This window comes from Dermatophilaceae bacterium Soc4.6, from assembly GCA_039889245.1.
Lineage (GTDB): Bacteria > Actinomycetota > Actinomycetes > Actinomycetales > Dermatophilaceae > Lapillicoccus.
Map to the genome: position 1 here is coordinate 2,498,896 of JAZGVH010000002.1, position 24,359 is coordinate 2,523,254.

A 24,359-nucleotide genomic window follows, 5' to 3' on the forward strand; every position below is an offset into this window, starting at 1 on the left:
CCCTGCCAGGTCAGGGGCACCACGGCATCTGCGCACCTGCGGGCACACCGGCGCCGCGCCGGACGTTTCCCTGAAGCACGCCCCGACCCCCGGACCGGAGACACCGTACCGATGAGCCAGCCCCCGTCGCCCGAGCAGACGACGATCCCGACGTCGGTGTGCCCGCGTCACCCCGACCGCGAGGCTTACGTGCGGTGCCAGCGGTGCGGCCGCCCTGCCTGCCCCGAGTGCCAGCGGCCCGCGGCGGTCGGCATCCAGTGCGTCGACTGCGTGCGCGAGGCGGCGCGCGCCACCCCGACCGTGGCGACCGTCTTCGGGGGCCGCGCGGGCAGCAACCCCGGAGTCGTCACCAAGGCGATCATCGGGATCTGCGTGGCGGTCTACGTGTTCCAGCTGACCGTGCCGTCAGTGACCAACGACTTCGCCTTCGTGCCCCGCCGCGCGGCCAGCGAGCCGTGGCGCTTCGTCACGTCGGCCTTCCTGCACAGCCCGACGAGCTTCCTGCACATCGCCTTCAACATGCTGTTGCTGTGGCAGGTCGGGCCCTACCTCGAGGGCCTGCTGGGGCGGGCGCGCTTCATCGCGCTCTATCTACTGAGCGCGGTCGGTGGCTCGGCCGGCTACCTCCTGCTCGCGTTCGTGCCCACCGCTGACGGGCTGCCATGGTGGGCGGCCTCGTGGTGGGGGGGCGCGGTCGGCGCGTCGGGTGCCGTCTTCGGCCTCTTCGCCGCGCTCCTGGTGCTCAACCGCCACCTCGGCCGCTCGACCGCGGGCATCGGCTTCACCATCGTCGCCAACGGTGTCCTCGGCTTTGTGGTGCCGGGCATCGCCTGGCAGGCCCACCTCGGTGGCCTGCTCACCGGGGCGGCCCTCGCCGCGGCGGTCACCGCGCTGCGGTCGCCCGCCCGGCGCCGACTCCAGTGGCCGGCCTTCGCTGTCGTGGCCGTTGTGCTGGTGGTGCTCAGCGTCGTCAAGATCGCGTCGGTGCCGGCCATCCCGAGCTGATGCGGGCACCATCGGCCATCACCCGTTCGCCCGACGGGCCATCGGCCGAACGTCTTACACGCGTGTCATTCTCCCCAGGCTGTGGAGATCCCTGTGGACAATCCCCTGTGGATGACGCTCAGCGCCATCGCATGGCCATGCTGAAGCCACCGATGAGCAGGGCGAAGCCGGCGACGAGGTTGTAGTAGCCGAACTTCGCAACCGGCCAGGCGCCCTGCGAGATGTAGAACGTCACGATCCACGCGAGCCCCAGGAGCAGGAGCGTCACCATGACCGGCACCCACCAGTCGGGGTTGGGGGCCGGGGCCTTGGTGGCCCGGGTGGGGGCGGGGGACGACGGCTTGGCGCGGCCTTTGGACTCGGGCACGGGACGTGCTCCTCGCGGTCTCATCGGTGGTGCGGGGCAGGTGGGCTGTTGGGGTTAGCGTAGTTGCTCGAAGGATCACACCAGCCACGAGGAGAGTCATTGGGTTCGTCGCCCTCGATCCGGTTGCCCCGTCGCACGGGCTGGGCCCTCGTCGTGCCCCTCGTGGCCCTTGCGGCCGGCCTGCTCTTCGCCACCAGCTTCCAGACCGCCCAGGGCACCGACCTGCGCTCGGCCGGTCGCAACCTGCCCGACCTCGTGCGCTCCGGCAACCGGGCGGTCGAGCTGAAGGAGGCGACCTCGGCCCAGCTGCAGGCGCAGGTCGACCAGCTGACCCGGGCCGCGTCGCCGGGCTCGGCGCAGGTGCGCCAGCTCACCCTGGCCGCCGACGCCGCGGGGTCGCGGGCCGGCACGCAGCCGGTGCACGGCCCGGCCCTCACGGTCAGCCTCGATGACGCGCACCGCAGAGCCGACACCCTGCCGAAGCCCTACGGGCCCGACGACATCGTCGTGCACCAGCAGGACGTGCAGGGGGTGGTCAACGCGCTGTGGCGCGGGGGCGCCGAGGCGATGACCATCCAGGGCCAGCGGGTGGTCGCGACCTCGGCCGTGCGCTGCGTCGGCAACACCCTGATCCTGCAGGGCCGCGTCTACTCCCCTCCCTACGTCGTGGCGGCGATCGGCCCGCTCGACGGCATGCGCGCAGCCCTCGGCGACGACCCGCAGGTGCAGATCCTGCGGGAGTGGGTGGCGGCGGTCGGCCTCGGCTACGTCGTCACCGACCAGCAGGACGCGACCTTCCCCGCCTACTCGGGCCTGGTGCAGCAGCAGCGGGCCAGGGTGACGTCGTCCCCCTGAGGCCACGGCCGACGGCGTCGTAGGCTTCGGCGGGTGACCCGCATCCTCGTCGTCGACAACTACGACAGCTTCGTCTTCACCATCGTCGGCTACCTGCAGCAGCTCGGCGCCGAGTGCGACGTCGTGCGCAACGACGCCTGCTCCCCCGCCGACGGGGCCGACTACGACGGCGTGCTCGTCTCGCCGGGCCCCGGCACCCCCGAGGAGGCCGGCGTCTCGATGGCCATGATCGAGGCCTGCGCCGGGCGGGCCCAGCCGATGCTCGGCGTGTGTCTCGGCCACCAGGCCCTCGGGGTGGTCATGGGCGCCACCGTCGGCCGGGCGCCGGAGCTGCTCCACGGCAAGACCTCGAAGGTGCACCACGACGGCACCGGGGTGCTCGAAGGCCTGGCCAGCCCCTTCACCGCCACCCGATACCACTCGCTGACCATCGACCCGCCGACCCTGCCCGCCACCCTGCTGGCCAACGGCCACACCGACTCCGGCCTCATCATGGCCGTGCGCCACGAGACCCTGCCCCTGCACGGGGTGCAGTTCCACCCCGAGAGCGTGCTCACGGTCGGCGGTCACCGCCTGCTCGCCGGCTGGCTGGCCATGTGCGGCTCGGACGAGGCCGTCGGCCGTTCTGTGGGGCTCAGCCCGCTGGTCCACGACGCCGAGGCGGTCGCGCGGCTCGTCGCCGGCTGAGGGGCAGGCGGGCGGACTGGCTGACGGGCACGGCGCGGCTCAGGGCTTGGGCTTCTTGGTGCGGGTCGTGGTCGGCGGCGTCGTGGTCGGCGTCGCCGTCCTGGGTGGCGTCGTCGGCGTGACGGTGACGGTCGTCGTCGACGGCGTCGGCGCCCGGCGCTTGGCGACGGTCAGGGCGACCTTCGTGCCGGTGTCGACGACCGAGCCGCTCGGGGGGGTCTGCGACAGCACCGTCCCCTCGAGCTGGTCGCTCTCGGCCGCGGTGATGGTCATGACGAGGCCGAATCCCGACAGGGTCGCCTGGGCGACGGAGAAGTGCTTGCCCGCGAGGTCGGGCACGACGACCTTGCCGGTGGCGATGTCGAGCGTGATGCCCTGGGTGCGGCTGACGACGGTGCCGACCGAGGGCTCGGTCGCGACGACCTTGCCCTTCGCCTGGTCGGGCAGGTCGACCGGCCGGACCGTGGTCACCCGCAGCCCCGCCGTCTGCAGCGCTGCCGTCGCCTCCTCCTGGGTCTTGCCCGCGACGTCGGGCACGCTCGCCTGACCCGGCCCGGTCGAGACGTCGAGCCGCACCGGTGAGCCCACCTCGACCTTCGTGCCGGCTGCCGGGCTCGACCCGATGACCTGCCCCGAGGCCACCGTCTCGTTGGTGACGTTGTTGACCTCGGGGGTCAGGTTGCGCGCGACCAGCAGCGACTGGGCGGCAGCCAGGCTCTGCCCGGTGACGGTGGGCACGGCCACCTGGTCGGGGGTCGCGTTCTGCTGGATGAGGGCACGGACGGCGAGCAGCGAGAGCAGCAGCGCGACGACACCGACCACGGTGAGCACCAGCGCGACCCCACCGCGACGCCGGCGTGGCCCAGGAGGCAGCTCGCGGCCGACGGTGGGCAGGCCTGAGGTGTCGAGCGAGCGGGGGTCGGCCGGGCCCTGCGCCGTGTCTGCGCCGAGGCCGCCGGCACCGCCCGGGTCGGTGCGGGCGACCACCCGGGTGGTCGCCCCCGCCGGGCTGGTCTGTGAGGTGGCGATGACGGGGACCTCCATCAGCGAGGTCTCCCCACCCGAGGCGAGGGCGGCGGCGGCCGACCCGGCCGCTGCGGCGCTGACCGGTCGGCCCGCCCGCACGGCGATCAGGTCGGTGCGGAACTCGGTGGCGCTCTGGTAGCGCCGCTCGCGGTCCTTGACCAGGGCGTGCAGCGTCACCGTGTCGTAGGCCGCGGGCACGCCGGCCACGTGGATCGACGGCGGCTGGGCCGGCTCGCGCACGTGCTGGTAGGCCACCGACACCGGTGAGTCACCGAGGAAGGGGGGCCGCCCCGCGACCAGCTCGTAGAGCAGGCAGCCGGTGGAGTAGAGATCGGTGCGGGCGTCGACCGGCTGGCCCTGCGCCTGCTCGGGAGAGAGATACTGCGCGGTGCCGATGACCGCCTGCGTCTGGGTCATCGTGGCCTGGCTGTCGGCGACCGCCCGGGCGATGCCGTAGTCCATGACCTTGACCTGGCCTGCCCTGGTCACCATCACGTTGGCCGGCTTGATGTCGCGGTGCACGATGCCCATGCGGTGGCTGTAGTCGAGCGCCGACAGCACCCCCTCGACCAGGCTCCCGGCGTCGCGGGCCGGTAGCGGGCCGTCTCGCTCGAGCCGCTCGCGCAGCGTCTCGCCGTCGACGACCTCCATGACGATGTAGGGCAGCGGCACCCCGTCGTTGCCCTGCTCGGCCGACCCGACGTCCTCGCCGGAGTCGAAGATCGCCACGATCGAGGGGTGGTTGAGCCCTGCGGCTGACTGCGCCTCGCGTCGGAAGCGGGCCAGGAAGGTGGGGTCGCGCGCCAGGTCGGTGCGCAGGATCTTGATCGCCACGGGCCGCTCGAGCCGGGTGTCGACCCCCCGGTGGACGTCGGCCATCCCGCCGCGACCGATGAGCTCACCCACCTCGTAGCGGTTGCCGAGCAGGCGGGGCGCCGTCACCGGTCCCACCGTCCTCTCCCCCGAGACACCACGCTCATCCTGCTGCCGGCCCCCCCGGGTTGGGGGTCACGTCGGCGGCCTTGGCCCTGGTGGCGTTGCTCGTCGGGCTCGTCGGGCTCGTCTGGCTCGTCGGGCTCGTGGGGCTCGTCGAGATGGTGGCCGCGGCGGACGGCGGCGCCGTCGGGGCGGTGGTGGGATCGGAGCTCGGGGGCGGCCCGCTCGAGACGGTGAGCGTCACCTTGTTGCCGAAGAGCACGTTGCCTCGGGGCTGCACGTCGATGACGGTGCCTGCGGCCGTGCCGTCGGGTGTCTGCTCGGTGAACACGTTGGTGAACCCCAGCTTGTTGAGCGCCGCGATGACCGAGTCGACGGGCTTCCCGACGTAGGCGGCCGCGTCGATGACTGCCGCCGTCGGCAGCGGGGTCGTCGTCGACGAGGTGCTGCTGGTGGTGGTCGTCGTGGTCGTGGTGCTGGTCGTCGGCGGGCTCGAGGTGCTCGAGCTGGTCACCGTGGTCGGGGGCGCGGTGACGGTCGGCGAAGGGGTCGGGCTGCTGGTGGTCGTCAGCTGGACGACGAAGAAGACGATCGCGGCCAGGGCGACCACCACGGGGATGAGCCACAGCAGCCAGGCCTTCGAGCGGGGCGCGGTCTCCTGCTGGGGGTCGCGCCGTCGGGTGGCGGGGGCGAGGCCGTCGTCGGGGTCGTAGGGCTCGTCGTACGGGGCGTCGTACGGTGTCGTGGCCCGAGCGGGGGGCGGCAGCGCCGTCGTGCCCGACGGGCTGGGCGCCGCCACGATGACGGCCGTGCCCGACGGGTCGGTCCAGCCCGTGGGGATGACGCTCGTGGCCGGGTCGACGTCGGCGAGGGCGCCGACCGCCAGCCCCAGCTCGGAGGCGAGGGCCGCCGCCGACGCAGGTCGCAGCTGGGGGTCCTTCTCGAGGCAGCGCTCGACGGCGAGCCGCAGGTCGGCGGGCACCGACGGCGGCAGCGCCGGTGGGGGGTCGTTGACCTGCATGAGTGCCGTGACGACGGCCGAGGTGCCGTCGAAGGGCTTGCGACCCACGAGCATCTCGTAGCCCACGACCCCGAGGGCGTAGATGTCGCTCGCCCCGGTGGCCGTGCGACCGGTCGCCTGCTCCGGTGAGAGGTAGTGCGGCGTGCCGAGCACCTCGCCGGTCTTGGTGTGGGTCGAGCCCTCACCCGCACTGGCGATCCCGAAGTCGGTCAGCTTGACCCGGCCCTCGGGGGTGATCAGGATGTTGGCCGGCTTGACGTCGCGGTGGACGACGCCCTGCGCGTGGGCGGCCGCGAGGGCCAGCGCGGCCTGTCCCATGATCGAGCGCACCCGGTCGGGGCTCATCGGGCCGCGGGCGATCAGCTGGCTCAGGGGCAGGCCCTCGACGAGCTCCATGACGAGGTATGCGGCGCCGTCGTCCTCGCCGTAGTCGTAGACCGTGGCGATGTTGGGGTGGCTGAGGGCCGCGGTGTGCCGGGCCTCGTCGCGGAAGCGGTCGACGAACTCCTGCTCGTCGGCGGCCGACGGGCGCATGACCTTGACGGCGACGACCCGCTCGAGCCGGGAGTCCCGGGCTCGCCACACCTCACCCATGCCACCGGCGGCGATCCGCTCGGTGAGGGTGTAGCGCGACCCGAGGGTCAGTCCTGCGACGGGAATCATCTGCTCAGCACCGCTTCCATGACTGCTTTTGCGACGGGGCCGGCGTTGCGCCCACCCGCCGCCTCGTTGCCGGCGTTGCCGCCGTCCTCCACCACGACGGCGACGGCCACCTTCGGGTTGTCCGCCGGGGCGAACGACGTGAACCAGGCGTGCGGCGGCTTGCCGTTGCCCTGCTCGGCCGTCCCCGTCTTGCCGGCGACCTTGACCCCGGAGATCGCGGCGGGCCGCCCCGTGCCGTTGTCGACGACCGACGTGAGCATCGTCGTCAGGGTCGCGGCCGTCTCGGCGGTCATCGCCTGCGACAGCTGCTCGGGCTGGGCCTCGTCGATGGTCTGCAGGTCGGAGCCCAGCACGTCCTGCACGAGGTAGGGCCGCATGACGACGCCCTTGTTGGCCACGGCCGCCGAGATCATCGCCACCTGCAGCGGGGTCACCCGCACGCTGTCCTGGCCGATGGCCGAGCGCGCGGTGGCCGCCTGGTCGATCCCCGTCGGGAAGACGCTCGGCTCGACCCGGGTGGGGATCCGCAGCGTCTCGCCGAAGCCGAACCTCGCCGCCGCCTCGCCGAGCCGGTCGGCGCCGAGCTGCAGCCCGAGGTAGCCCATCGCGGTGTTGCACGAGATCTCGAGCGCGTGCTGGAGGGTCGTGCGGCTGCCGGGGCCGCAGGGGGCCAGGTCGTAGTTGGGCAGCGTCGTGCTGGTCTGCGGCAGGTCGAGCCGGGCCGGGGCGGGGATCGCGGTGGTGGCGTCGACGACCTTGTCGTCCAGTGCGGCGGCCGCCGTGACGATCTTGAAGACCGACCCCGGCGGGTAGAGGTTGCCACTGATCGCACGGTTGATGATCGGCTGGTTCGACGTCGTCGAGGTGAGCGACGTCCACGCCTTCACGACCTTCTGCTGGTCGTGCAGCGCCAGCTGGTTGGGGTCGTACTGCGGGTGCGACACCATCGCGAGGATCGCACCGGTCGTCGGGTCGAGGGCGACGACGGCGCCGCGCTGGTCACCCAGGGCCTTGTCGGCGGCAGCCTGCGCCTTGGCGTCGATCGTCAGGCGCAGGCTCGCGCCGCTCGCCTGCTTCCCGGTGAGCAGGTCGGTGACGCGGCGGTAGAAGAGCTGGTCGGCCGCCCCCGACAGCAGGGCGTCGTCGGAGCCCTCGAGGCCGCCGCCGGCGCCGTACGTGTAGGAGAAGTAGCCGGTCACCTGCGAGTAGAGCGCCGCCTGCGGGTAGGTGCGCAGGTAGCCGATCTCCTCGTCGGGCGTGGCCACCGACCGCGCGATGGGCGTGTCACCGACGATGATCGCGCCGCGCTCGCGCGAGTAGTTGTCGAGCAGGGTGCGTCGGTTGTCGGCCCGTGCGTTGAGGGACGGGGCCTGCACGAACTGGATGAGCGTCGACGACACGAGCAGCGCCGCGAAGAGCAGCGCGACGATGCGGCTCATGCGCCGCAGAGGGGTGTTCACGGCAGCCTCACGACCTCGGTCGCCGACGAGGCCTCGCGACCGGAGCCGGCCGGCACCCGCAGCGGGGTGAGCGGCTCGTCGGGCAGGGCCTCGGGCACGGGTCGGCGGGCCTGGTCGGAGATGCGCAGGAGCAGGGCCATGAGGGTCCAGTTCGCCAGCAGCGAGGAGCCGCCGAGCGACATGAAGGGCGTGGTGAGGCCGGTCAGCGGGATGACCCGGGTGACCCCACCGATGACGACGAAGACCTGCAGCGCGACCGAGAAGGCCAGCCCGAAGGCGAGCAGCTTGCCGAAGCCGTCACGCACGCCGAGGGCCGTGCGCAGCCCCCGCTCGACGAAGATGGCGTAGAGGGTGAGCAGGGCGAAGACCCCGACCAGCCCGATCTCCTCGCCGAAGCTCGAGAAGATGAAGTCGCTGTCGGCGAAGGCCACCATCCACGGCCGCCCCTGGCCCAGACCGGTGCCGAAGAGCCCCCCCGCGGCCATCCCCATCAGGCCCTTGGCCAGCTGGTCGGACTGCTCGAGCGAGGCGGCGGAGAAGGGGTCGAGCCACAGGCCCACCCGCTCCTGCACGTGCCCGAAGAGCCGGTAGGCCACGTAGGCCCCGCCCGCGAAGAGCAGCAGGCCGATCGCGATCCAGCTCGTGCGCTCGGTGGCGACGTAGAGCATGCCGACGAAGAGGCCGAAGAAGAGCAGCGACGACCCGAGGTCCTTCTCGAAGACGAGCACGAGGATGGAGACCATCCAGGCCACGAGGATGGGCCCGAGGTCTCGCCCCCGGGGGAGGGTGAAGCCGACGACCTTGCGCCCGGCCAGCGAGAGCACGTCGCGGGCCTGCACGAGGTAGCCGGCGAAGAAGACGGTGAGGGCGAGCTTCGCCACCTCGCCCGGCTGGAACGACAGCGGCCCCACCCGGATCCAGATCCGCGCGCCGAAGACGGTCGTGCCGAGCCCGGGCACGAGCGGCAGCAGCACCAGCACGAGACCGAGGGCCATCGCGGTGAAGGTCTTGCGCTGCAGCAGTCGGTGGTCGCGCAGCACGATGATGACCGCGGCGGCGATGACGACGGCCAGCCCGGTCCACACCAGCTGCCGGCCGGCATTGCTCGAGATGCCGTCGTTGCCCTGCGCGAGGTCGATGCGGTGGATCATCACGAGGCCGAAACCGTTGAGCAGCGTCGCGATCGGCAGCAGCACGGGGTCGGCGTAGGACGCCTTCCAGCGCAGCACCAGGTGGAAGGCGATGCTCAGGGCCAGCAGGCCGCCACCGACGGTGACGAGCTGGGCGGGCACGGTCTCGCGCACGCCGAGGTCGACCTCGACCCAGGCCAGCAGCACGATGCCGATGGCGAGCAGCAGCAGGGCCAGCTCGACCCCGCGGCGGGTGCGGGGCACGAGCGTCTGCACGGTGGTGGTCACGGTGTGGCCGCCGTCGCCGGGCTGGTGGGGCTGGTCGGGCTGGCCGAGGGTGTGCTCGTCGAGGGGGTGGTCGTCGGGGGTGCGACCGGCAGCTCTCCGCACGGGGTGCCGGTCGCCGCCTGCAGCCGGCAGCTCGTCGCCGCGCTCTCGAGGACCGCCATCCGCTCGCTGACCTGGGCCTCGTCGGCCAGCACGATGCGCCCGCTGACGAGGTCGCGGTAGTGCACCGGCAGGTCGGTGAGCGGGATGTCGGAGACCTGGACGACGTGCGACAGGTGGAGCGGCCCGAGGTCCTGCGTCACCCCGCGGAAGACCGCGACCCGACCGTCGCTCGGCCCGATGAACAGCTGCCGCTGGCTCCAGGTCCATCCTGCCCAGCCAGCCCCGGCCAGCACGAGCACGACGACGGCCACGACCGCGGTGGCGCGCCAGCGGGCGGCGCCGCTGCCGCCGGCCTCGGCGAGCTCGACCCTGTCGTCCGCGTCGTCGGAGGTGCCCCGCGTGCCGGCGCCGGTGACGTCGCGGGTCAGGGCGGCGGCCTTCTCGGCCGGGCTGACGGGCATCGCCCGCGTGCGCAGCCCCTCGCGGTCGCGGCTCGCGGCCGCGCCGACCACCTGCGGCACGGTGGGCGGCGCCATACCGGTGTCGAGGTCGACGACATCAGCGACGACGACCGTGACGTTGTCGCGGGCGCTCGCCTTGAGCGCGACGTCGATGCAGCGGTCGGCAGCGGCGGCTGCGGTGGCGGCCTCGGTGAGGATCTCGGCGATGACGTCGCCGTGCACGAAGTCGCTGAGGCCGTCGGAGCACAGCAGGTAGCGGTCACCGACCTTGAGCTCGCGCACCGACAGGTCGGGCTGGTCCTCGGGCTGACCCGTCATCACCCGGGTGACCAGCGAGCGCTGCGGGTGGTCGAGGGCCTCGTCGGGGGTGATCCGCTGGTCGTCGACCAGCTGCTGCACGAAGGAGTGGTCCTTGGTGATCTGGCTGAAGACGCCGTCGCGCAGGAGGAAGGCGCGCGAGTCGCCGATGTGGGCCATGGCGAGCTTGTTGCCCGAGCGCAGCATGGCGATCGTCGTCGAGCCCATGCCGGCCAGCTCGGGGTCGGCCTGCATCGCCGTGAGCAGGGTCGCGTTGGCCTCGCGGATCGAGCGCTCGAGCCGCGACAGCGCCGTGTCGGCGCCGATGCCCTCGTCGTCGAGCGGCGCGAGGTGCCCGACGATCATCGAGCTGGCGACGTCGCCGGCGGCGTGGCCCCCCATGCCGTCGGCCAGCACGAGCAGGTGCGGCCCGGCATAGCCGGAGTCCTCGTTGCGAGACTTCGGGCCGAGCCCGAGGTCGGAGCGCGCCGCGTAGCGCAGGGCGATCGCCATGGGTCAGCCGCGCAGCTCGAGGGTCGTGCGGCCTACGCGCAGAACGCTGCCCATGGTGACGGGCACCGGCCCGGTCAGGCGCGAGCCCCCGAGGAAGGTGCCGTTGCGCGAGCCGAGGTCCTCGACGAACCAGCCTTCAGGCCGGGCGAAGATGCGCGCGTGACGACCGGAGGAGAACTCGTCGTCGAGCACGAGCGTGCACTCCGGCGCCCGGCCGATGAGGATGCCGCCACGGCCCAGGGGCAGCGAGGTGCCGGCGAGCTGGCCCTCGGTGACGACCACGGTGGTGGGCAGTCGAGGGCTGGAGCGCGCGCGGCGGCCCTGCTCGCTGCTCTGCTTGCGCGGCGGCGTGGCCGACTCGCGACCGTCGGGGACGGGCTTCGGGGTGCGTACGGGCAGCACCCGGCGGGACACGCGCGTGCCGTAGAGGTCGGAGCGCAGCACCGACGTCACACCGAAGATGAAGACCCACAGCAGCACGAGCAGCCCCAGCCGGATGAGCGTGAGGGTCAGTTCGCTCACCGGCTCACCGCTTCCCGGGACGGAAGACCGCCTGGGTGCGACCGACGGTGATCTGGTCGCCGTCGCCGAGGCGACGGCTGGTGACGCGCTCACCGTTGACGTAGGTGCCGTTGGTCGACCGGAGGTCGCGCACCGAGGTCACGAGGTGCGGCCCGTCGGTGCTGACCCGCACCTCGCAGTGCCGCCGCGAGATGCCCGGGTCGTCGAGGATGATGTCGGCGCCCTCGTCGCGACCGAGCACGGTCAGCGCACCGATGAGGGGGTAGCGCTCGCCGTTGATGGTCAGCCACGGTCGCTGCGCCGGACCCCGCGCGGGCGGCGGCACCTGCGGCCGCTCGTAGGCCTCGGAGGGCGACGGCGGGGGCGCTGACGACGGCGCCGGGGAGAGCGGCCGCGCGGGGGGCTCGGCGCGTGCGTCGGGATCCGTGGCGGTGCGCCGCGACGTGCCGGGACGCACGCGGAAGACGCCGGTCTCGAGGTCGTCGCCCTGCGAGAAGTCGACCGCGAAGGGACCGCTCGGCTGGTAGCGCTGGGTCTCGGCGTGCTCCTGCGCGGCGGCGACGAGCTCGTCGGCCAGCGCGTCCTCGTACTCGGAGAGGCGGCCGTAGTCGCTCGCGCTGAGCTCGATGGAATAGAGGTTGGGCACCATCGTGCGGCCGTGGCTGACCACGGCCGCCCGGTCGTCCATCGCCCGGCGGATCGCCGACGCGATCTCGACGGGCTGCACCTCCGACTTGAAGGCCTTGGCGAAGGCGCCGTTGACGGCCCGCTCGAGGCCGCGCTCGACCCGGTCGAACAGTCCCACGTGGCCCTCCTTGTCAGGTCGTCGTCGCGACGTCGAGCCCGGTGCGGCTCGCAGTCGTCCCCCCGGTCCTCGTCATCGTAACGGGATCGACCCGGACGGCGGCTCATGCCGTGGTCGGACGCGCGCTCCGTCTGGTTTGGTGATCGAGCCCCCGACCGGGCACACTTGGGGCGCACTCGCGCGAGTGGCGGAATGGTAGACGCGCTGGCTTCAGGTGCCAGTGTCCGAAAGGGCGTGGGGGTTCGAATCCCCCCTCGCGCACCCTCGTGTGGCATCCCCACACAGCACCGGCCGGTTGGCCCGACGAGAGTCGGGCTGCCCGGCCGTCGTGTTGTCCCCCTCGGCGCCACCCGGACGCACCACCAGGCAGCGGTGCGCGGACGGGCCTCCCCACCGGTATGAAGCGGGCAGCCTTGTGGCTTCTGCCTGTTGGTGTGTCCGCCTGCACGACGCTGCACGATGGGCCCGCTGTCGTGCTGGCCCCGACCACCGGGAGCGTCGTGTGGGCCGGGCACGGTGGACACCTCGAAGTCCAGGGTGGCGTCCGCGACCGCGAGTCTGGGCACCGGACCTCCGCTGCTGGCTGGGCGAGACGGTCGGACCATGTGGCGTGGCGGGGTGCTCTGGATCAGGAAGAGAGAGGCTGGGCGACGTCGTCGACCAATGCGGCCGCGACGTCGTCGGCCAGCTTCGGGATCGACTCTGGCTCGAGTGCGCTGACAGTGATCCTGATCCCTGGCGCTGACTCCTGACGGAACCTCGAGCCGGGAGCCACCGCCCACCCGGCCTGCATCAGCCGCAGCACGCTCGTCGTCTCGTTGTGGACCGGAACCCAGACGTTCAGTCCGCTCGTGCCGCCCGTCGCGACGCCACGCTCGGCCAGAGCCTGCTGCAAGGAGCACCGGCGGGCTGTGTACTCGTCTGCCGCGGCCGCGACGGTGGAGGCGGCCTCGGGGTCGGTCCACAGCTCGAGGACGAGCCTCTGCAGGAGCGTGCTGATCCACCCCGACCCCACGCGCACGCGGCTCTCGACCCGCGCGATCGTCGTGGCGTCTCCGGCCACGACCGCCAGGCGGAGGTCCGGACCGTAGGGCTTGGAGGTGGACCGGACGAAAGCCCAGGACGCGGTGCTCTCGGCGAGGGAGGCGAGCGGCGCCCGGGCCAGCTCGGCCGCGTGGTCGTCCTCGATCACCAGGGTCTGTGGGAACCCCGCCAGGACACGTCGGAGCAGCCGCGCACGGTCGGGCGTCAGGTCGGTGCCCGTGGGGTTCTGGGCTCGACTGGTGATGATCACGGAGCGGGCGCCACGGGTGAGTGCCTCCGACAGGGACTGGGGGAGCGGTCCCTCCGAGTCCAGCTCGAGGGGGTGGGTGCGCAGGCCCGTCGCGGCGAGCAGGTCGAGCACGTTGGGCCAGCCAGGATCCTCGACGGCCACCAGCTCGCCCGAGCGCAGGGTGGTCGACAGGACCCGCTCGATCGCATCGAGGCCACCCGAGGCGACCGTGACGAAGTCCGACGGGACACCGTCGGCCCCCAGCCTCTGGCGGGCCACGGCAAGCAGCTCGGGGAGCACCGCCTCGCCCGGTGCGGCAGCCGGCCCCGGGCGGGCGGCCAGCGCGTCGAGCCGCAGGCTCGGCAGGAGCGCGGGATCGGGCTGCCCGTCGGAGAGGTCGATCACGTTCGGGGGCAGCGGCGAGCTGCGCGATCTCAGGAGCGGCCGCGGGGGCTGCGCCCTGACGGTGGTGCCGTTGCGCCCGCCGGTCTCGATCATCCCTCGGTCTCGCAGCGTCCTGTACGCAGCGGCGACGGTCCCGGGAGCCACGCCGAGCTCCGTCGCCAGACCCCGGACGCTGGGAAGGCGCGCGCCAGGTGGGGTCGCGCCCGTGTGGATGGCGGACTCGATGCTCTCGGAGATCCCTTTGGACGACTGGCCAGATATCGGGTATTGTATTGGTGTCATCAAAATATCGTACCAGTACATAGGAGAGCGATGCCGTCGGAGTACACCCGGTCGCAGCGAACCTCCGCCACGCGTCACACCGACCGGGTGACCTATGACCGTGAGGCGGTTCACGCCGTCCTCGACGAGGGGCTGACCTGCCACGTCGGCTACGTGGTCGACGGGCAGCCCGTCGTCCTCCCGCAGCTGCATGCCCGGGTGGGCGAGATCCTCTACCTGCACGGATCCAGCGGCGCACGGGCCCTGCGTGAGGCCGGCGGCAGCGGACTCGAGGTGTGTGTGACCGTGACGCTCGTGGACGGAATCGTCCTGGCCCGCTCGGCGTTCAACCACTCGATCAACTATCGCTCCGTCGTGATCCGGGGCGCAGCCGAGGTGGTGACCGACGAGGCCGAGAAGCAGTCAGCGCTGTCACGTCTCGTGGAGGCCATCGTCCCCGGTCGCTCGGCCGAGGTCCGCGGCCCGACCCGCAAGGAGCTCGTCGCGACCACGGTCCTCCGACTGCCCTTGCAGGACGTGTCCCTCAAGGTCAGGACCGGGCCTCCGGTCGACGACGACGCTGACCTCCACCTCCCCTACTGGGCCGGCGTCCTGCCGACCGCCATGACCTCGGCCGCGCCCGAACCGGCGCCGGAGCTCTCCGAGTCCGTTTCCCTTCCCACCCACGTGTCCTCCTGGACACCGTCGAGAAAGTACTGAGTCACATGTCTGCCCACCTGCCCTTCGTCCACGGTCACCACCTCGGCCGCTCCTTCCTGGCGGCCTGCCGCCGGGGCCTTCCCGACACTCGCGACACGGAGTACGGTCTCGGCGCGGTGACCCGGCCCTCACCGGCGCGCACGACCCTGGCTCCGCCACCGAACGAGCGCTAGGTTCCGCTTGCGTATGACCAGCGTGGCCCAGCTGGCACTGCCCGAGGGGGTCCGGCGCAGCTACGTGCTGGCCGTCGGGCCCGCTCGTGGGGCGGCACTGCCGGTGTCGTTCGACCAGGGTCGGCACGTCGGCTGCTCTCAGAGCCCAGGACGCCTTGTATGTCCGATGCGACGCTGGTCATAGACCCATGTTCCTGCAGACGATGCCTGCCCGGTATGAGGCCTGACCCCGACCCCACCCCGGACGGTCGACGCGGGACACGACGACCGGCTCGCCATGTCCTCGGGGCCGAGGCCGTCACCAATCGCGGATGGACTGACGCCAAAGGACGTCTGCCGTCGTAGAGTCGTCAGGGGCGATGAGGACGACCAGGTCGACGGGTGACGGGCGGGCGTGCATGTCGGTAGATGATGGTGGTGCGGGGTTCTACCCCAGTCCTCGTCGTGCGCCGTGGCCGGGCTTCGCCCTGGCTGCGGACGCGGCCGTGCAGCATCTGAGTGCCCGCTTCGGGCTGGATCTGTGGATGGTCACCCAGGTGGTCGACGATCAGCAGGTCGTGGTGGCCTCGGCTGGTCACTGGGCGGAGCTGGCCAGACCGGGCACCGCGTTCTGCTGGGCAGACTCGTTCTGCGTGTCCATGGTCGAACGACGCGGCCCGATGCTGGCCCCGGATGTCCTCGCGGTCCCGGCCTATGCGGCGACGGCGACCGGGGTGCTGGCTCGGGTGCGGGCCTATGTCGGGGTCCCCTTGGAAGGAGACTGCGGTGTCCTTTTCGGCACGTTGTGCGCCATTGCCGGAACCGCACAACCTGAGGTCCCCGACGACCTGTTGAGCGCGACGGAGCTGGTGGCTCAGATGCTCAGCACGATCCTGGCTCACGAGCAGGTGGCTCTGACGCGTTCCGAAGAGGCGGCGACGGCCTATGCGCTGGCCGAGCGCGACCATCGCACCGGACTGCTGAACCCTCGCGGGTGGCAGGCCGCCGTGCGGCGGGAGGACCAGCGCCTGGAGCGCTACGGCTCGTACGCCGGTGTCCTGGCCGCCACGATCGAGCGGCCGCGACACGTGGACGACGTCGGCGCAGATCCGGCCGGTGATGACGTGCGTGAGCGGTGCGCCGAGGTGCTGGCCGCGACCAGCCGGCCCGGCGACGTGCTGGCTCAGCTCGCGGCAGACGAGTTCGTGGTCCTCGCGATCGAGTGCGACGCACGCTGTCTGAAGGCCTTGGAGGTCAAGCTGCGCATCGATCTGCGCACTGCTGGTGTGCCGGTCTCGACCGGCGTGGCGGCCCGCCGGGTGGGCGAGCACCTGGGCGCTACCACTGACCGGGCCCGGGCTGCGATGGCGAGCGAGAGAAGGCGTCGGCAGGCCCGACGCACCTGAACGTCTCCTCAGCCACCCCCTCGACCACCTCGTCGTCCTCCGCGTCGTCCTCTGCCACGCCCGCGCGCACGGTCTGGTCGAGGCCGTGTTCACGGCCGTCCCGCCTGCCGCGAAGAAGCCGCCGGCTGCGATCGGTTACCGGGCCTACCCGACGATCACCACGTGCCGACGCCGCTGTGCCGCGGCAGGCATGCTGGGGTGGGATGTCATGGTGGTGGACTCCTGTTGAGGGTCAGGGAGGGTCGCCGCCCTGACGGAAGGCTGGTGGTCCCCCCAGACTCGGCCCCGGCCGTCCGGCGCGCCCAGACCACTCGTGACGCCGCCTCCCGGTCCACTTGGCGGGGGCGGGCGGCGGTCACGGCCGGGGTACGCTCCGACCCATGCCCCAGCTCTCGGCTGTGCGCCGCCGCCCCGAAGCTCGCGGGTGAGCCGCCGCGCGAGCCGGCCGGTGGCGGAGCCGTCCACAGCCCCGCCGCAGCGGGCCCGGAGCACCCCTGCGGCGGCATACAGTCATGGCATGGACGCCGAGACCCGCGAGCGATCGACCACCGAGCGCTCCACCTACATCCTCGTCGACGGGGAGAACATCGACGCGACCCTCGGCACCTCGATCCTCGGCCGGCGACCGCAGTCCGACGAACGGCCCCGGTGGGACCGGCTGCTGACCTTCGCCCAGGAGGCCTGGCCGCAGCCCGCCCAGGGGCTGTTCTTCCTCGCCGTCAACGGCGAGATGCCCTACTCCTTCGTGCAGGCGCTGCTCGCGCTCGGCTACCGGCCGGTGCCGCTGTCCGGCGGGCCCCACGAGAAGGTCGTCGACATCGGCATCCAGCGGACGCTCGACGCGCTGAAGGACCGCGACGCCGACATCATGCTCGTCAGCCACGACGGCGACTTCGTGCCGCAGATGAGCGACCTGTGCGACGGGCGTCGCATCGCGCTCGTGGGCTTCAAGGAGTTCCGCAGCAAGGACTACATCCCGCTGGCGGAGCACGGCCTGCAGTTCATCGACCTGGAGTTCGACGTGCAGGCCTTCAACAGCCGGCTGCCGCGCGTGCGGATCATCCCGATCGAGGAGTTCGACCCGCTGGAGTTCATCTAGCAGGCGTCTATCGGCCTACGGCGCTTCCACCTTTCCCGTCACCCGGTGACAGCCGGCCCCAGCCGCAGCAGCTCGGCCGGACCGGCGCGGAACTCCGCGGCTTCCGGCCCCGCCTCCCGCATGTGCGGCGACGCCGCGTGGGCGGCGAGGTGCGCGGCCGACTCCCACTCCTCGAGCAGCACGAAGCGGTCGGGCTCACCCTCCACCGGGTGCAGGTCGTAGCGCAGGCACCCGACCTCCGCCCGCACCACCGGCGCGAGCCGGGTGAAGGCCTCGACCTGGCGGTGGCCGAGGCCGGGGCGGGTGGTCAGCAGGACGACGAGGTGCAGGGTCACGCCTGCGACGCTACCCCCCACGGGCGACGTCTCCGCGCTACGCCACGAGCGGCGGCAGCTGCCCGTCGTCGGTCAGCCACCCGACCGCGTCCTTCACGGTCTCGAGCCCGGTCCACGCCGGCCGGAAGCCCAGGAGGTCGACCGTGGTGAAGACGTGCTCGGGGGCGATGGAGGCGCTGCATACGGGCAGGGGCTGGAGCTCGACCTGCGCCTCGTGACCCCACCAGCGGGCCACTGCCTCGGTGAGCCCGAGCAGGGGGCAGGGGCTGCGCCGGCCGCGACTGACGACGGTGACCGCGTGGCCGGCGGCGGCGAGGTGGGGCACGAGGTGGCCGGTGTGGCCGGTACCCCCGATGACGACGACGTCCGTGCGCTCGACCCTAGGTCAGCGGTCCTCTCGACACCCTGCTACCCCCTTTGTCCATCACCTCGAGGGGGCGAAACGGACTGGAGGGTGCTGGTCGGACCGCCCGTCACCCCACCACCCCCACGACCGCCCACCCCACGACCCCGGTCGCGGCGAGGCACACCAGCGCGAAGCTGGCCAGCCACACGATCTGCGGCACGTGGGTGAGCGAGGCGAGCACCCCCGGGTCGCTGGTGCGCTCGCGGGTGGAGCGCACGGCGCCGAGGTGGCGCCAGGCACCGACGACGAGCACGAGCCCGAGGCCCATGAGCACCTGCGCCTGGAGCTGGTCATCGCGCCACCACCACAGCGCCCCGCCGGCGGCGAGCACCGCGGCAACCACGAGCAGCGTCAGGGCCGAGCGCACCCGCAGGAGGGCGGCGAGCACGAGCAGGAGCAGGACGGAGAGTGTCGGCGCAGCCCAGCAGCGGGCCGCGGCCACGACGAGGAGCGCCCCCACGACCGCCGGGGCCGGATAGCCGGCCCACGTCGTCGCGACCCGGCCCGGCCCCCGCGGGCGGCCTCTGGTGACGGCTGCTCCCGACATGTCACCGCGCAGCTCGAAGCCGGTGAACGACCGCCCCACCGCGACCCCGACGAAGGCGTGCCCGAGCTCGTGCACCAGGGTGACGCCGAGGCGTACGAGGCTCCATACCGGCGTGGCGACGAGCGCGAGGGCGACGGCCAGCGTCACCCACACCCCGGTCGGGGTGAGCGCCGACCCGGGCGCCGGGCGCACGTGGGCGGCGACCAGCCGGCCCCAGTCGGCGGCGGTCAGGGTGACCAGGGCACCGGGGTGGTGAGCGCGGCTCGCTCGGTGGACGGGGGCGTCATGGGTCCAGCCTGCCAGATTCGTCCCTTCGCCTCGTGGGCATGGCCCGCGCGCTGGTCGTCTCGTGGGCGGTCTCCACGGCCGTGGTCCGCTCGGCTACATCCGCCCCGAGGTCACGGAGTCGCCCGAGAGGCGCTGGCTGAGCCAGATCGGCACGACCGACAGCACGACCAGGACGGCCGCGACGACGTTGACGACCGGCGCCTGGTTGGGGCGCGAGAGGTTCTGGAAGATCCAGATCGGCAGCGTCGTCACCCCGGGCGGCGCGGTGAAGAGGGTCACGACGATCTCGTCGAACGACAGGCCGAAGGCGAGCAGCGCCCCCGCGACGAGCGCCCCCCGCAGCTGCGGGAAGGTGACCAGCCGGAAGGTCGTCAGCGGGCTGGCCCCGAGGTCGGCCGACGCCTCCTCGAGCGTCGTCCCGGTGCGCCGCAGCCGGGCGATCACGTTGTTGTAGACCACGACCAGGCAGAAGGTGGCGTGCGAGACCGCGACGGTCCAGATCGACAGCTCCACCCCGAGGAAGGTCTGGAAGGCCGTGCGCAGCGCCAGCGCCGTGACGATGCCGGGCAGGGCGATCGGCAGGACCACGAGCACCGACAGGGTCTGTCGGCCGAAGAAGGAGTAGCGGGCGAGGGCGAAGGCCAGCAGCGTGCCGAGCACGACGGCGGCCGCGGTGGCGACGAGCCCGACCTGCACGCTGGTGAGCACGGCGGTGCGCACGCCGTCGTTGCCCCATACCTGCGACCACCAGCGCAGGGTGAACGACCGCGGGGGCCAGGCGAAGATCTGGCTGGCGTTGAAGGAGTTGACCACCACCACGAGCAGCGGCACGTAGACGAAGGCCAGCCCCAGGGCCATGGCGGCGCCGAGGAGGGCGCGGGCGCGGCGGCTCAGCAGCATCGGTTCGTCACCGGCATCGGGGGCTCACGGCTGGCGTCGGTGTCACAGCTGATCGAGGGCCCCGGTGCGGCGCACCAGCGCGAGGTAGGCGATGACCACGACGACAGGCACGATCGCCACCGCCGCGGCGAAGGGCAGGTTGGCCGCGTAGTTCTGGAAGACGATGTTGCCGAGCAGCTGCGTCTTGCCGCCGACGATCTGGACGGTGATGTAGTCGCCCAGGCTGAGCGAGAAGGTGAAGACCGACCCGGCCACGAGGCTGGGATAGACCAGGGGCAGCACGACCGAGCGGAAGGTGCGCCACGGGCCGGCCCCGAGGTCGGACGACGCGTCGAGCAGCGAGTCGGCCAGCCGCTCGAGCCCTGCGTAGACCGGCAGCACCATGTAGGGCAGCCACAGGTAGGTGAGCGTGAGCACCGCCGCCCCCGTCCCGTAGCCCGGGCCGCTCAGCCCCAGGGGGTGGAGCGCCCAGTCGAGCACGCCGCTGCCCGGCTGCACCATCGCCTGCCACGCATAGACCTTCACGAGGTACGACGCCCACAGCGGCGTCACGACCAGCGCGACGAGCACCGCCCGGGTGCGGGGGCTCGCGACCTTGGCCATGAAGAGCGCCATCGGCAGGGCGATGACGGCGCAGAGCACGGTCACGGCCGCCGCGACGCCGACGGTGCGCCCGGTGGCCCGCAGGTAGGCCGGGTCGGTCAGCACGTCGGTGACGTTGGCGGTGGTGAGGGTGCGGGTGATCGCGTTGGTGAACTCGTCGACCGACAGGAAGGCCGTCGCCAGCAGGGCGAAGAGGGCCAGGAGGTAGACGACCACGAGCCAGGTGGCCGGCAGCGCGAGCAGTGCGGCCAGCCGCAGGCGGGGTCGGCGGTGCAGGACCGCCGAGACCCGGGCCGGGAGGGTGGGGGTGGCGCTGGCCGTCATGAGCGCAGGCTGCTCCAGGCCTTGCTCCAGTCGGAGTAGGCGGTGCACTTGACGTCGGTGCGGCCGTCGACGCAGTCGCTCTGCGGGGTGGTCCAGAACCACAGCTTGGAGAAGTACGCCTCGTCGGCCGCGTGGTAGGTGTCGCAGTGGCCCTTGTCGGTGGTCAGCGCGCAGGCCTTGGTGTTGGCCGGGGCCTCACCGAACCACTCCGCGATCTGGGCCTGCACGTCGGCCTTGGTCGCCCAGTTCATCCACTGGTAGGCGCAGTTCGGGTGCGGGCTCTTTGCGTCGAGCATCCACGTGTCGGCCCAACCGGTCGCGCCCTCCTTCGGCAGCACGGAGGCGACGGGTGCCTTGTCGGCCGTGGCCAGGTTGACGATGATCTGCCAGGTCGAGCCCACGACCGTGGTGCCGGCCTCGAGCGCCTTCTGGGCGTCGGTGTAGGACGCCCAGTAGGCGCCGACGGTGGGCTTCTGAGCCTGCAACAGCGCGATGGCCGCGTCGAGCTGCTTCTGGTCGAGGGCATACGGGTTCTTGATCCCGAGCTCGGGCTTGGTCGACATCAGGTAGACCGCGGCCGCGCCGATGCCGTCGACCGGCGAGTCGTAGTCGGTGATCTTGCCCGCGTAGGGCGAGCTCGGGTCCCACACGACGCTCCACGAGTCGGGGGCCGGGTTGACCTTGTCGGTGCGGTAGGCCATCAGCTGCGCGCCCCAGCCGTGCGGCATCCCGTAGGAGACGCCGTCGACGGAGTTCCACGTGCGGTCCTTCTCGAAGGCGGGGACGTCGGCGTAGTTGGTCAGCAGGGCAGTGTTGACCGGCGCGACCTTCCCGGCGTAGACCATCCGCAGCGACGAGTCGCCCGAGGCCGAGACGACGTCGAAGGTGCCGGTGCCCATCTTCTCGAACATCTCGTCGGAGGTGTTGGCGACCTGTACGTTGGCCTTGCAGCCGGTGGCCTTCTCGAAGGGCGTGACCCAGTCGACGGCCTTGTCGGTGGAGCCGTTCTCGGCGTAGCCAGCCCAGGCCAGGATGTTGACCGCCCCCTCGCCGGCGCCGAGCGCGGCCAGCGGCGTCATGGCCGGGGGCCTGGCCCGGGTCGCGCCGCTGCCGGACGCGCCCCCCGAGCCGGTGCCCGTGGAGGTGCCGGCGCTGGTGCCGCAGGCGGCGGCCAGCAGGGCGACGGTCGCGGCGCTGAGGACGGAGGTGAGGGTGGTACGGCGCACGGTGGCTCCTTGGGGTGGGTGGGGTCAGGAGGGGGTGGTGCTGCTGGGTGCGGCCCCGACCGGCACCTCGTGCTCCGGCCGCCAGCGCAGCCGCACGCGGCGGCCCCGGACGGCATCGTGGTCGGGCGCTGTGGTCGAGCTGTTCTGCTGCAACGCCACGAGTCTGGACCCGGCGTCGAGGTCGACGAGGAAGCGGGTGGCGGAGCCGAGGTAGACGACCTCGCGCACGACACCGGCTGCGGAGCGCTCGCCGCCGTCGGGCCCTGCCGGCCCGCCGGCGAGGTCGATCTGCAGCTTCTCGGGGCGGACCGACCAGGTGCCCTCCCGCCCGAGCAGCGCCCGGGCCGCGGGGCCGGACAGCAGGTTCGACGTGCCCACGAAGCCGGCGACGAACGGGGTCTGCGGCCGCTCGTAGACGTCGGCGGCGGTGCCGACCTGCTCGATCCGCCCGCGGTCGAAGACGGCGATGCGGTCCGACATGGTCAGCGCCTCCTCCTGGTCGTGGGTGACGAACACGAAGGTGATGCCGACGTCGCGCTGGATGCCCTTGAGCTCGACCTGCATCTGCTCGCGCAGCTTGAGGTCGAGGGCGCCGAGGGGCTCGTCGAGCAGCAGCACGCGGGGGCGGCCGACGAGCGCGCGGGCGAGCGCGACCCGTTGCCGCTGCCCGCCGGAGAGCGCGGCGGGACGGCGGTCGCCGAGGTCGGCGAGGCGCACGCCCTCGAGGGCCTCGCGCACCCGCGCCGCGCGCTCGGCCTTGCCGACCTTGCGCACCCGCAGGCCGTAGCCGACGTTGTCGGCGACCGACATGTGCGGGAAGAGCGCGTAGTCCTGGAAGACGGTGTTGACGTCGCGCGCATACGGCGGCCGGTCGGTGACGTCCACCCCGCCCAGCTCGACGCTGCCCGCGGTGGGCTGCTCGAAGCCGGCGATCATCCGCAGCACCGTCGTCTTGCCCGACCCCGATGGCCCGAGCAGGGTGAGGAACTCGCCGTCGGCGATGTCGAGGTCGACCCCGTCGACCGCACTCACGGTCCGTCCGCCGCTGGTGAACTCCTTGCGCAGCCCGCGCAGCCGCACGGCAGGAGAGGGAGACTCGGGACTCACGAGGAGGACGCTACTGCGCCCAGGCCCCGAAGGCGCCCCCGGCGCCCCATACGGACCCACTTGTTGCGGAGCTAGCCGCGTTCAGGGGGCCAAAGGCCCGAAATATCCGGCGCTGACCGCAACGAGTGAGGTCGGTAGGCAGGGCTCGGGTCAGACGGCGGCGACGGGGTCGGCCAGCTGCGACACGAAGTCGAGCTTGTCGAGCACCGGGGCGGGGATGACGAAGGAGTAGAGGTCGTCCTTGCCCATCGACCGCTCGATCTGGTTGAGGCCGATCGACAGGGGGATCCAGACCCCGACCACGAGCTGGCTGAAGGGCACGGTCAGGTCGGTGCCCCGGTCGAGGAAGCGGTTGACGTAGGCCGTCTCCACGGTGTCGCTGATGTGCAGGAAGTGCGCGAAGCACTCCGCGAAGTCCTCGTAGGGGTGCATGGTCGCGTACTCCGAGATGTAGGACTCCTCCCACCCGGCGGGCGGGCCCTGCGAGTAGTGCCGGTCGATCTCCGCCTGGTAGTCCTTCGTGTCGTCCCCGAAGAGCGCTCGGGCCTGCTCGAGCCGGTCGCCCTGCACGTGCAGACCCTCGATGTAGTGGCCGACCTCGTGGCGCAGGTGGCCGAGCATGGTGCGGTAGGCCTCCCCGAGCTGGATGCGCATCTTCTCGCGGTAGGCGTCGTTGCTCTCGGCCAGGTCGATGGTGATGACGCCGTCGGCATGGCCGATCGTCACGTCCTCGCCGCGGCTGGAGAGCAGGTCGAAGCACAGGCCCGTCTCGGGGTCGTCCTGCCGCGAGACGTAGGAGATACCGCGCGAGTCGAGCTCGATCAGCAGGTGACGCTTGGCCCGCTCGGTCTCCTGGTAGAGCGCGAGACCCTCGAGGTCGGCGTCGTGGGGGCGGGTGCGGGTCAGCTCGCAGCTCTCGCACTGGCTGGCCTGGAACCGCGCCAGCCACGTGCAGCCGTTGAGGGTGAGGTTGGTGCACACCCACCAGACGAACCCGGCGGCGTCGACGTAGCGCCCCTGCGCGTCGACGGGCACGATCTCGCGCTCCTCGCGGGAGTAACCGAGAGCGGTCCCGCAGGACACGCAGACGGAGTTCTCGACATACAGGGGGTTACCGCACACGCGGCAGACGAAGGCCTTCACGCAGACGACCATGCCACGCGTGGTCG

General features: G+C 72.3%; 24 protein-coding genes and 1 tRNA gene. 8 read left to right on the top strand and 17 right to left on the bottom strand.

All coding sequences use genetic code 11. The features are described 5' to 3' along the window. The first annotated feature begins 111 nt into the window (after positions 1-111). Complete coding sequence (locus V3N99_11540; GenBank protein MEO3937376.1) at positions 112-1,005, top strand: rhomboid family intramembrane serine protease; 894 nt, start codon at positions 112-114, stop codon at positions 1,003-1,005. A gap of 118 nt (positions 1,006-1,123) precedes the next feature. On the opposite strand, the gene V3N99_11545 is transcribed toward V3N99_11540, so the two are convergent. Beyond that, positions 1,124-1,372, bottom strand: coding sequence for a cell division protein CrgA (locus V3N99_11545; protein ID MEO3937377.1), 249 nt, complete (start codon positions 1,370-1,372; stop codon positions 1,124-1,126). Positions 1,373-1,471: 99 nt separating this feature from the next. Between V3N99_11545 and V3N99_11550 the strand changes: the two genes are divergently transcribed. Beyond that, complete coding sequence (locus V3N99_11550) at positions 1,472-2,227, top strand: DUF881 domain-containing protein (protein MEO3937378.1); 756 nt, start codon at positions 1,472-1,474, stop codon at positions 2,225-2,227. A gap of 33 nt (positions 2,228-2,260) precedes the next feature. Next, positions 2,261-2,914, top strand: a complete 654-nt coding sequence (locus V3N99_11555) for an aminodeoxychorismate/anthranilate synthase component II (GenBank protein MEO3937379.1) — start codon at positions 2,261-2,263, stop codon at positions 2,912-2,914. 39 nt (positions 2,915-2,953) lie between these two features. Here the strand turns inward: V3N99_11555 and pknB are convergent, their stop codons facing one another. The 7 genes from pknB to V3N99_11590 are packed head-to-tail and all read right to left on the bottom strand — an operon-like array spanning position 2,954 to position 12,138. After that, entirely contained in the window at positions 2,954-4,882 is a 1,929-nt protein-coding gene (pknB, locus tag V3N99_11560) for a Stk1 family PASTA domain-containing Ser/Thr kinase (protein MEO3937380.1), read from the bottom strand. A 34-nt stretch (positions 4,883-4,916) separates the two neighbouring features. Continuing rightward, positions 4,917-6,560, bottom strand: coding sequence for a serine/threonine protein kinase (locus V3N99_11565; protein ID MEO3937381.1), 1,644 nt, complete (start codon positions 6,558-6,560; stop codon positions 4,917-4,919). Further along, the gene (locus tag V3N99_11570; GenBank protein ID MEO3937382.1) at positions 6,557-7,999 is read right to left on the bottom strand and encodes a penicillin-binding transpeptidase domain-containing protein; all 1,443 of its coding nucleotides are present in this window, start codon (positions 7,997-7,999) and stop codon (positions 6,557-6,559) included. The genes V3N99_11565 and V3N99_11570 overlap by 4 nt, the downstream gene beginning before the upstream one ends. Positions 8,000-8,016: 17 nt before the next feature. Next, positions 8,017-9,438 (bottom strand): FtsW/RodA/SpoVE family cell cycle protein, encoded by a 1,422-nt coding sequence (locus V3N99_11575; GenBank protein MEO3937383.1) that lies wholly within the window; start codon positions 9,436-9,438, stop codon positions 8,017-8,019. Further along, the gene (locus V3N99_11580) at positions 9,435-10,811 is read right to left on the bottom strand and encodes a protein phosphatase 2C domain-containing protein (protein ID MEO3937384.1); all 1,377 of its coding nucleotides are present in this window, start codon (positions 10,809-10,811) and stop codon (positions 9,435-9,437) included. The genes V3N99_11575 and V3N99_11580 overlap by 4 nt, the downstream gene beginning before the upstream one ends. A gap of 3 nt (positions 10,812-10,814) precedes the next feature. Continuing rightward, positions 10,815-11,333, bottom strand: coding sequence for an FHA domain-containing protein (locus V3N99_11585; protein MEO3937385.1), 519 nt, complete (start codon positions 11,331-11,333; stop codon positions 10,815-10,817). A 4-nt stretch (positions 11,334-11,337) separates the two neighbouring features. Further along, on the bottom strand, positions 11,338-12,138 hold the full coding sequence (locus V3N99_11590; protein MEO3937386.1) for a DUF3662 and FHA domain-containing protein: 801 nt from the start codon (positions 12,136-12,138) through the stop codon (positions 11,338-11,340). Between the two features lie 178 nt (positions 12,139-12,316). Here V3N99_11590 and V3N99_11595 point away from each other — a divergent pair. Beyond that, positions 12,317-12,399: transfer RNA gene (locus V3N99_11595), tRNA-Leu, on the top strand. Positions 12,400-12,766: 367 nt separating this feature from the next. Here the strand turns inward: V3N99_11595 and V3N99_11600 are convergent. Further along, positions 12,767-14,290, bottom strand: a complete 1,524-nt coding sequence (locus V3N99_11600) for an aminotransferase class I/II-fold pyridoxal phosphate-dependent enzyme (protein MEO3937387.1) — start codon at positions 14,288-14,290, stop codon at positions 12,767-12,769. Between V3N99_11600 and V3N99_11605 the strand changes: the two genes are divergently transcribed. The 4 genes from V3N99_11605 (at position 14,186) to V3N99_11620 (ending at position 17,454) form a co-directional block, all read left to right on the top strand. Continuing rightward, entirely contained in the window at positions 14,186-14,797 is a 612-nt protein-coding gene (locus V3N99_11605; protein MEO3937388.1) for a pyridoxamine 5'-phosphate oxidase family protein, read from the top strand. The two genes, V3N99_11600 and V3N99_11605, sit on opposite strands and share 105 nt — an antisense overlap. 5 nt (positions 14,798-14,802) lie before the next feature. After that, positions 14,803-14,970: a hypothetical protein gene (locus V3N99_11610; GenBank protein ID MEO3937389.1), complete on the top strand. Its 168-nt coding sequence runs from the start codon at positions 14,803-14,805 to the stop codon at positions 14,968-14,970. 524 nt (positions 14,971-15,494) lie between these two features. After that, a complete protein-coding gene (locus V3N99_11615; protein MEO3937390.1) occupies positions 15,495-16,355 on the top strand; it encodes a diguanylate cyclase in 861 nt (286 codons plus the stop codon). A 517-nt stretch (positions 16,356-16,872) separates the two neighbouring features. Beyond that, complete coding sequence (locus tag V3N99_11620; protein ID MEO3937391.1) at positions 16,873-17,454, top strand: NYN domain-containing protein; 582 nt, start codon at positions 16,873-16,875, stop codon at positions 17,452-17,454. 38 nt (positions 17,455-17,492) lie between these two features. Here the strand turns inward: V3N99_11620 and V3N99_11625 are convergent, their stop codons facing one another. The 8 genes from V3N99_11625 to V3N99_11660 all read right to left on the bottom strand — a co-directional run bounded on the left by V3N99_11625 (position 17,493) and on the right by V3N99_11660 (position 24,333). Continuing rightward, the gene (locus tag V3N99_11625; GenBank protein ID MEO3937392.1) at positions 17,493-17,789 is read right to left on the bottom strand and encodes a putative quinol monooxygenase; all 297 of its coding nucleotides are present in this window, start codon (positions 17,787-17,789) and stop codon (positions 17,493-17,495) included. Between the two features lie 37 nt (positions 17,790-17,826). Next, positions 17,827-18,114 (bottom strand): hypothetical protein, encoded by a 288-nt coding sequence (locus V3N99_11630; GenBank protein ID MEO3937393.1) that lies wholly within the window; start codon positions 18,112-18,114, stop codon positions 17,827-17,829. Positions 18,115-18,262: 148 nt separating this feature from the next. Further along, positions 18,263-18,934 carry a M50 family metallopeptidase gene (locus V3N99_11635; GenBank protein ID MEO3937394.1) on the bottom strand — a complete coding sequence of 224 codons (672 nt, stop codon included), beginning with the start codon at positions 18,932-18,934 and terminating at the stop codon, positions 18,263-18,265. A 189-nt stretch (positions 18,935-19,123) separates the two neighbouring features. After that, positions 19,124-19,930, bottom strand: coding sequence for an ABC transporter permease (locus V3N99_11640; GenBank protein ID MEO3937395.1), 807 nt, complete (start codon positions 19,928-19,930; stop codon positions 19,124-19,126). Positions 19,931-19,972: 42 nt separating this feature from the next. Continuing rightward, positions 19,973-20,857: an ABC transporter permease gene (locus tag V3N99_11645; GenBank protein MEO3937396.1), complete on the bottom strand. Its 885-nt coding sequence runs from the start codon at positions 20,855-20,857 to the stop codon at positions 19,973-19,975. Continuing rightward, entirely contained in the window at positions 20,854-22,083 is a 1,230-nt protein-coding gene (locus V3N99_11650; GenBank protein ID MEO3937397.1) for an ABC transporter substrate-binding protein, read from the bottom strand. The genes V3N99_11645 and V3N99_11650 overlap by 4 nt, the downstream gene beginning before the upstream one ends. Before the next feature lie 24 nt (positions 22,084-22,107). Then, entirely contained in the window at positions 22,108-23,190 is a 1,083-nt protein-coding gene (locus V3N99_11655) for an ABC transporter ATP-binding protein (GenBank protein ID MEO3937398.1), read from the bottom strand. Between the two features lie 150 nt (positions 23,191-23,340). Further along, positions 23,341-24,333: a putative zinc-binding metallopeptidase gene (locus tag V3N99_11660; protein ID MEO3937399.1), complete on the bottom strand. Its 993-nt coding sequence runs from the start codon at positions 24,331-24,333 to the stop codon at positions 23,341-23,343. Positions 24,334-24,359: the final 26 nt, after the last annotated feature.

Coding starts and splice junctions, on each gene's coding strand:
- V3N99_11580 (MEO3937384.1), bottom strand. CDS start 10,811: ATGGCGATCGCCCTGCGCTACGCGGCGCGCTCCGACCTCGGGCTCGGC.
- V3N99_11615 (MEO3937390.1), top strand. CDS start 15,495: ATGGTCACCCAGGTGGTCGACGATCAGCAGGTCGTGGTGGCCTCGGCT.
- V3N99_11540 (MEO3937376.1), top strand. CDS start 112: ATGAGCCAGCCCCCGTCGCCCGAGCAGACGACGATCCCGACGTCGGTG.
- V3N99_11570 (MEO3937382.1), bottom strand. CDS start 7,999: ATGAGCCGCATCGTCGCGCTGCTCTTCGCGGCGCTGCTCGTGTCGTCG.
- V3N99_11645 (MEO3937396.1), bottom strand. CDS start 20,857: ATGACGGCCAGCGCCACCCCCACCCTCCCGGCCCGGGTCTCGGCGGTC.
- V3N99_11565 (MEO3937381.1), bottom strand. CDS start 6,560: ATGATTCCCGTCGCAGGACTGACCCTCGGGTCGCGCTACACCCTCACC.
- V3N99_11640 (MEO3937395.1), bottom strand. CDS start 19,930: ATGCTGCTGAGCCGCCGCGCCCGCGCCCTCCTCGGCGCCGCCATGGCC.
- V3N99_11600 (MEO3937387.1), bottom strand. CDS start 14,290: ATGCAGCTGCGGGAGGACGACGGGCTGCCCGTCGACCACGTAGCCGAC.
- V3N99_11610 (MEO3937389.1), top strand. CDS start 14,803: ATGTCTGCCCACCTGCCCTTCGTCCACGGTCACCACCTCGGCCGCTCC.
- V3N99_11620 (MEO3937391.1), top strand. CDS start 16,873: ATGGACGCCGAGACCCGCGAGCGATCGACCACCGAGCGCTCCACCTAC.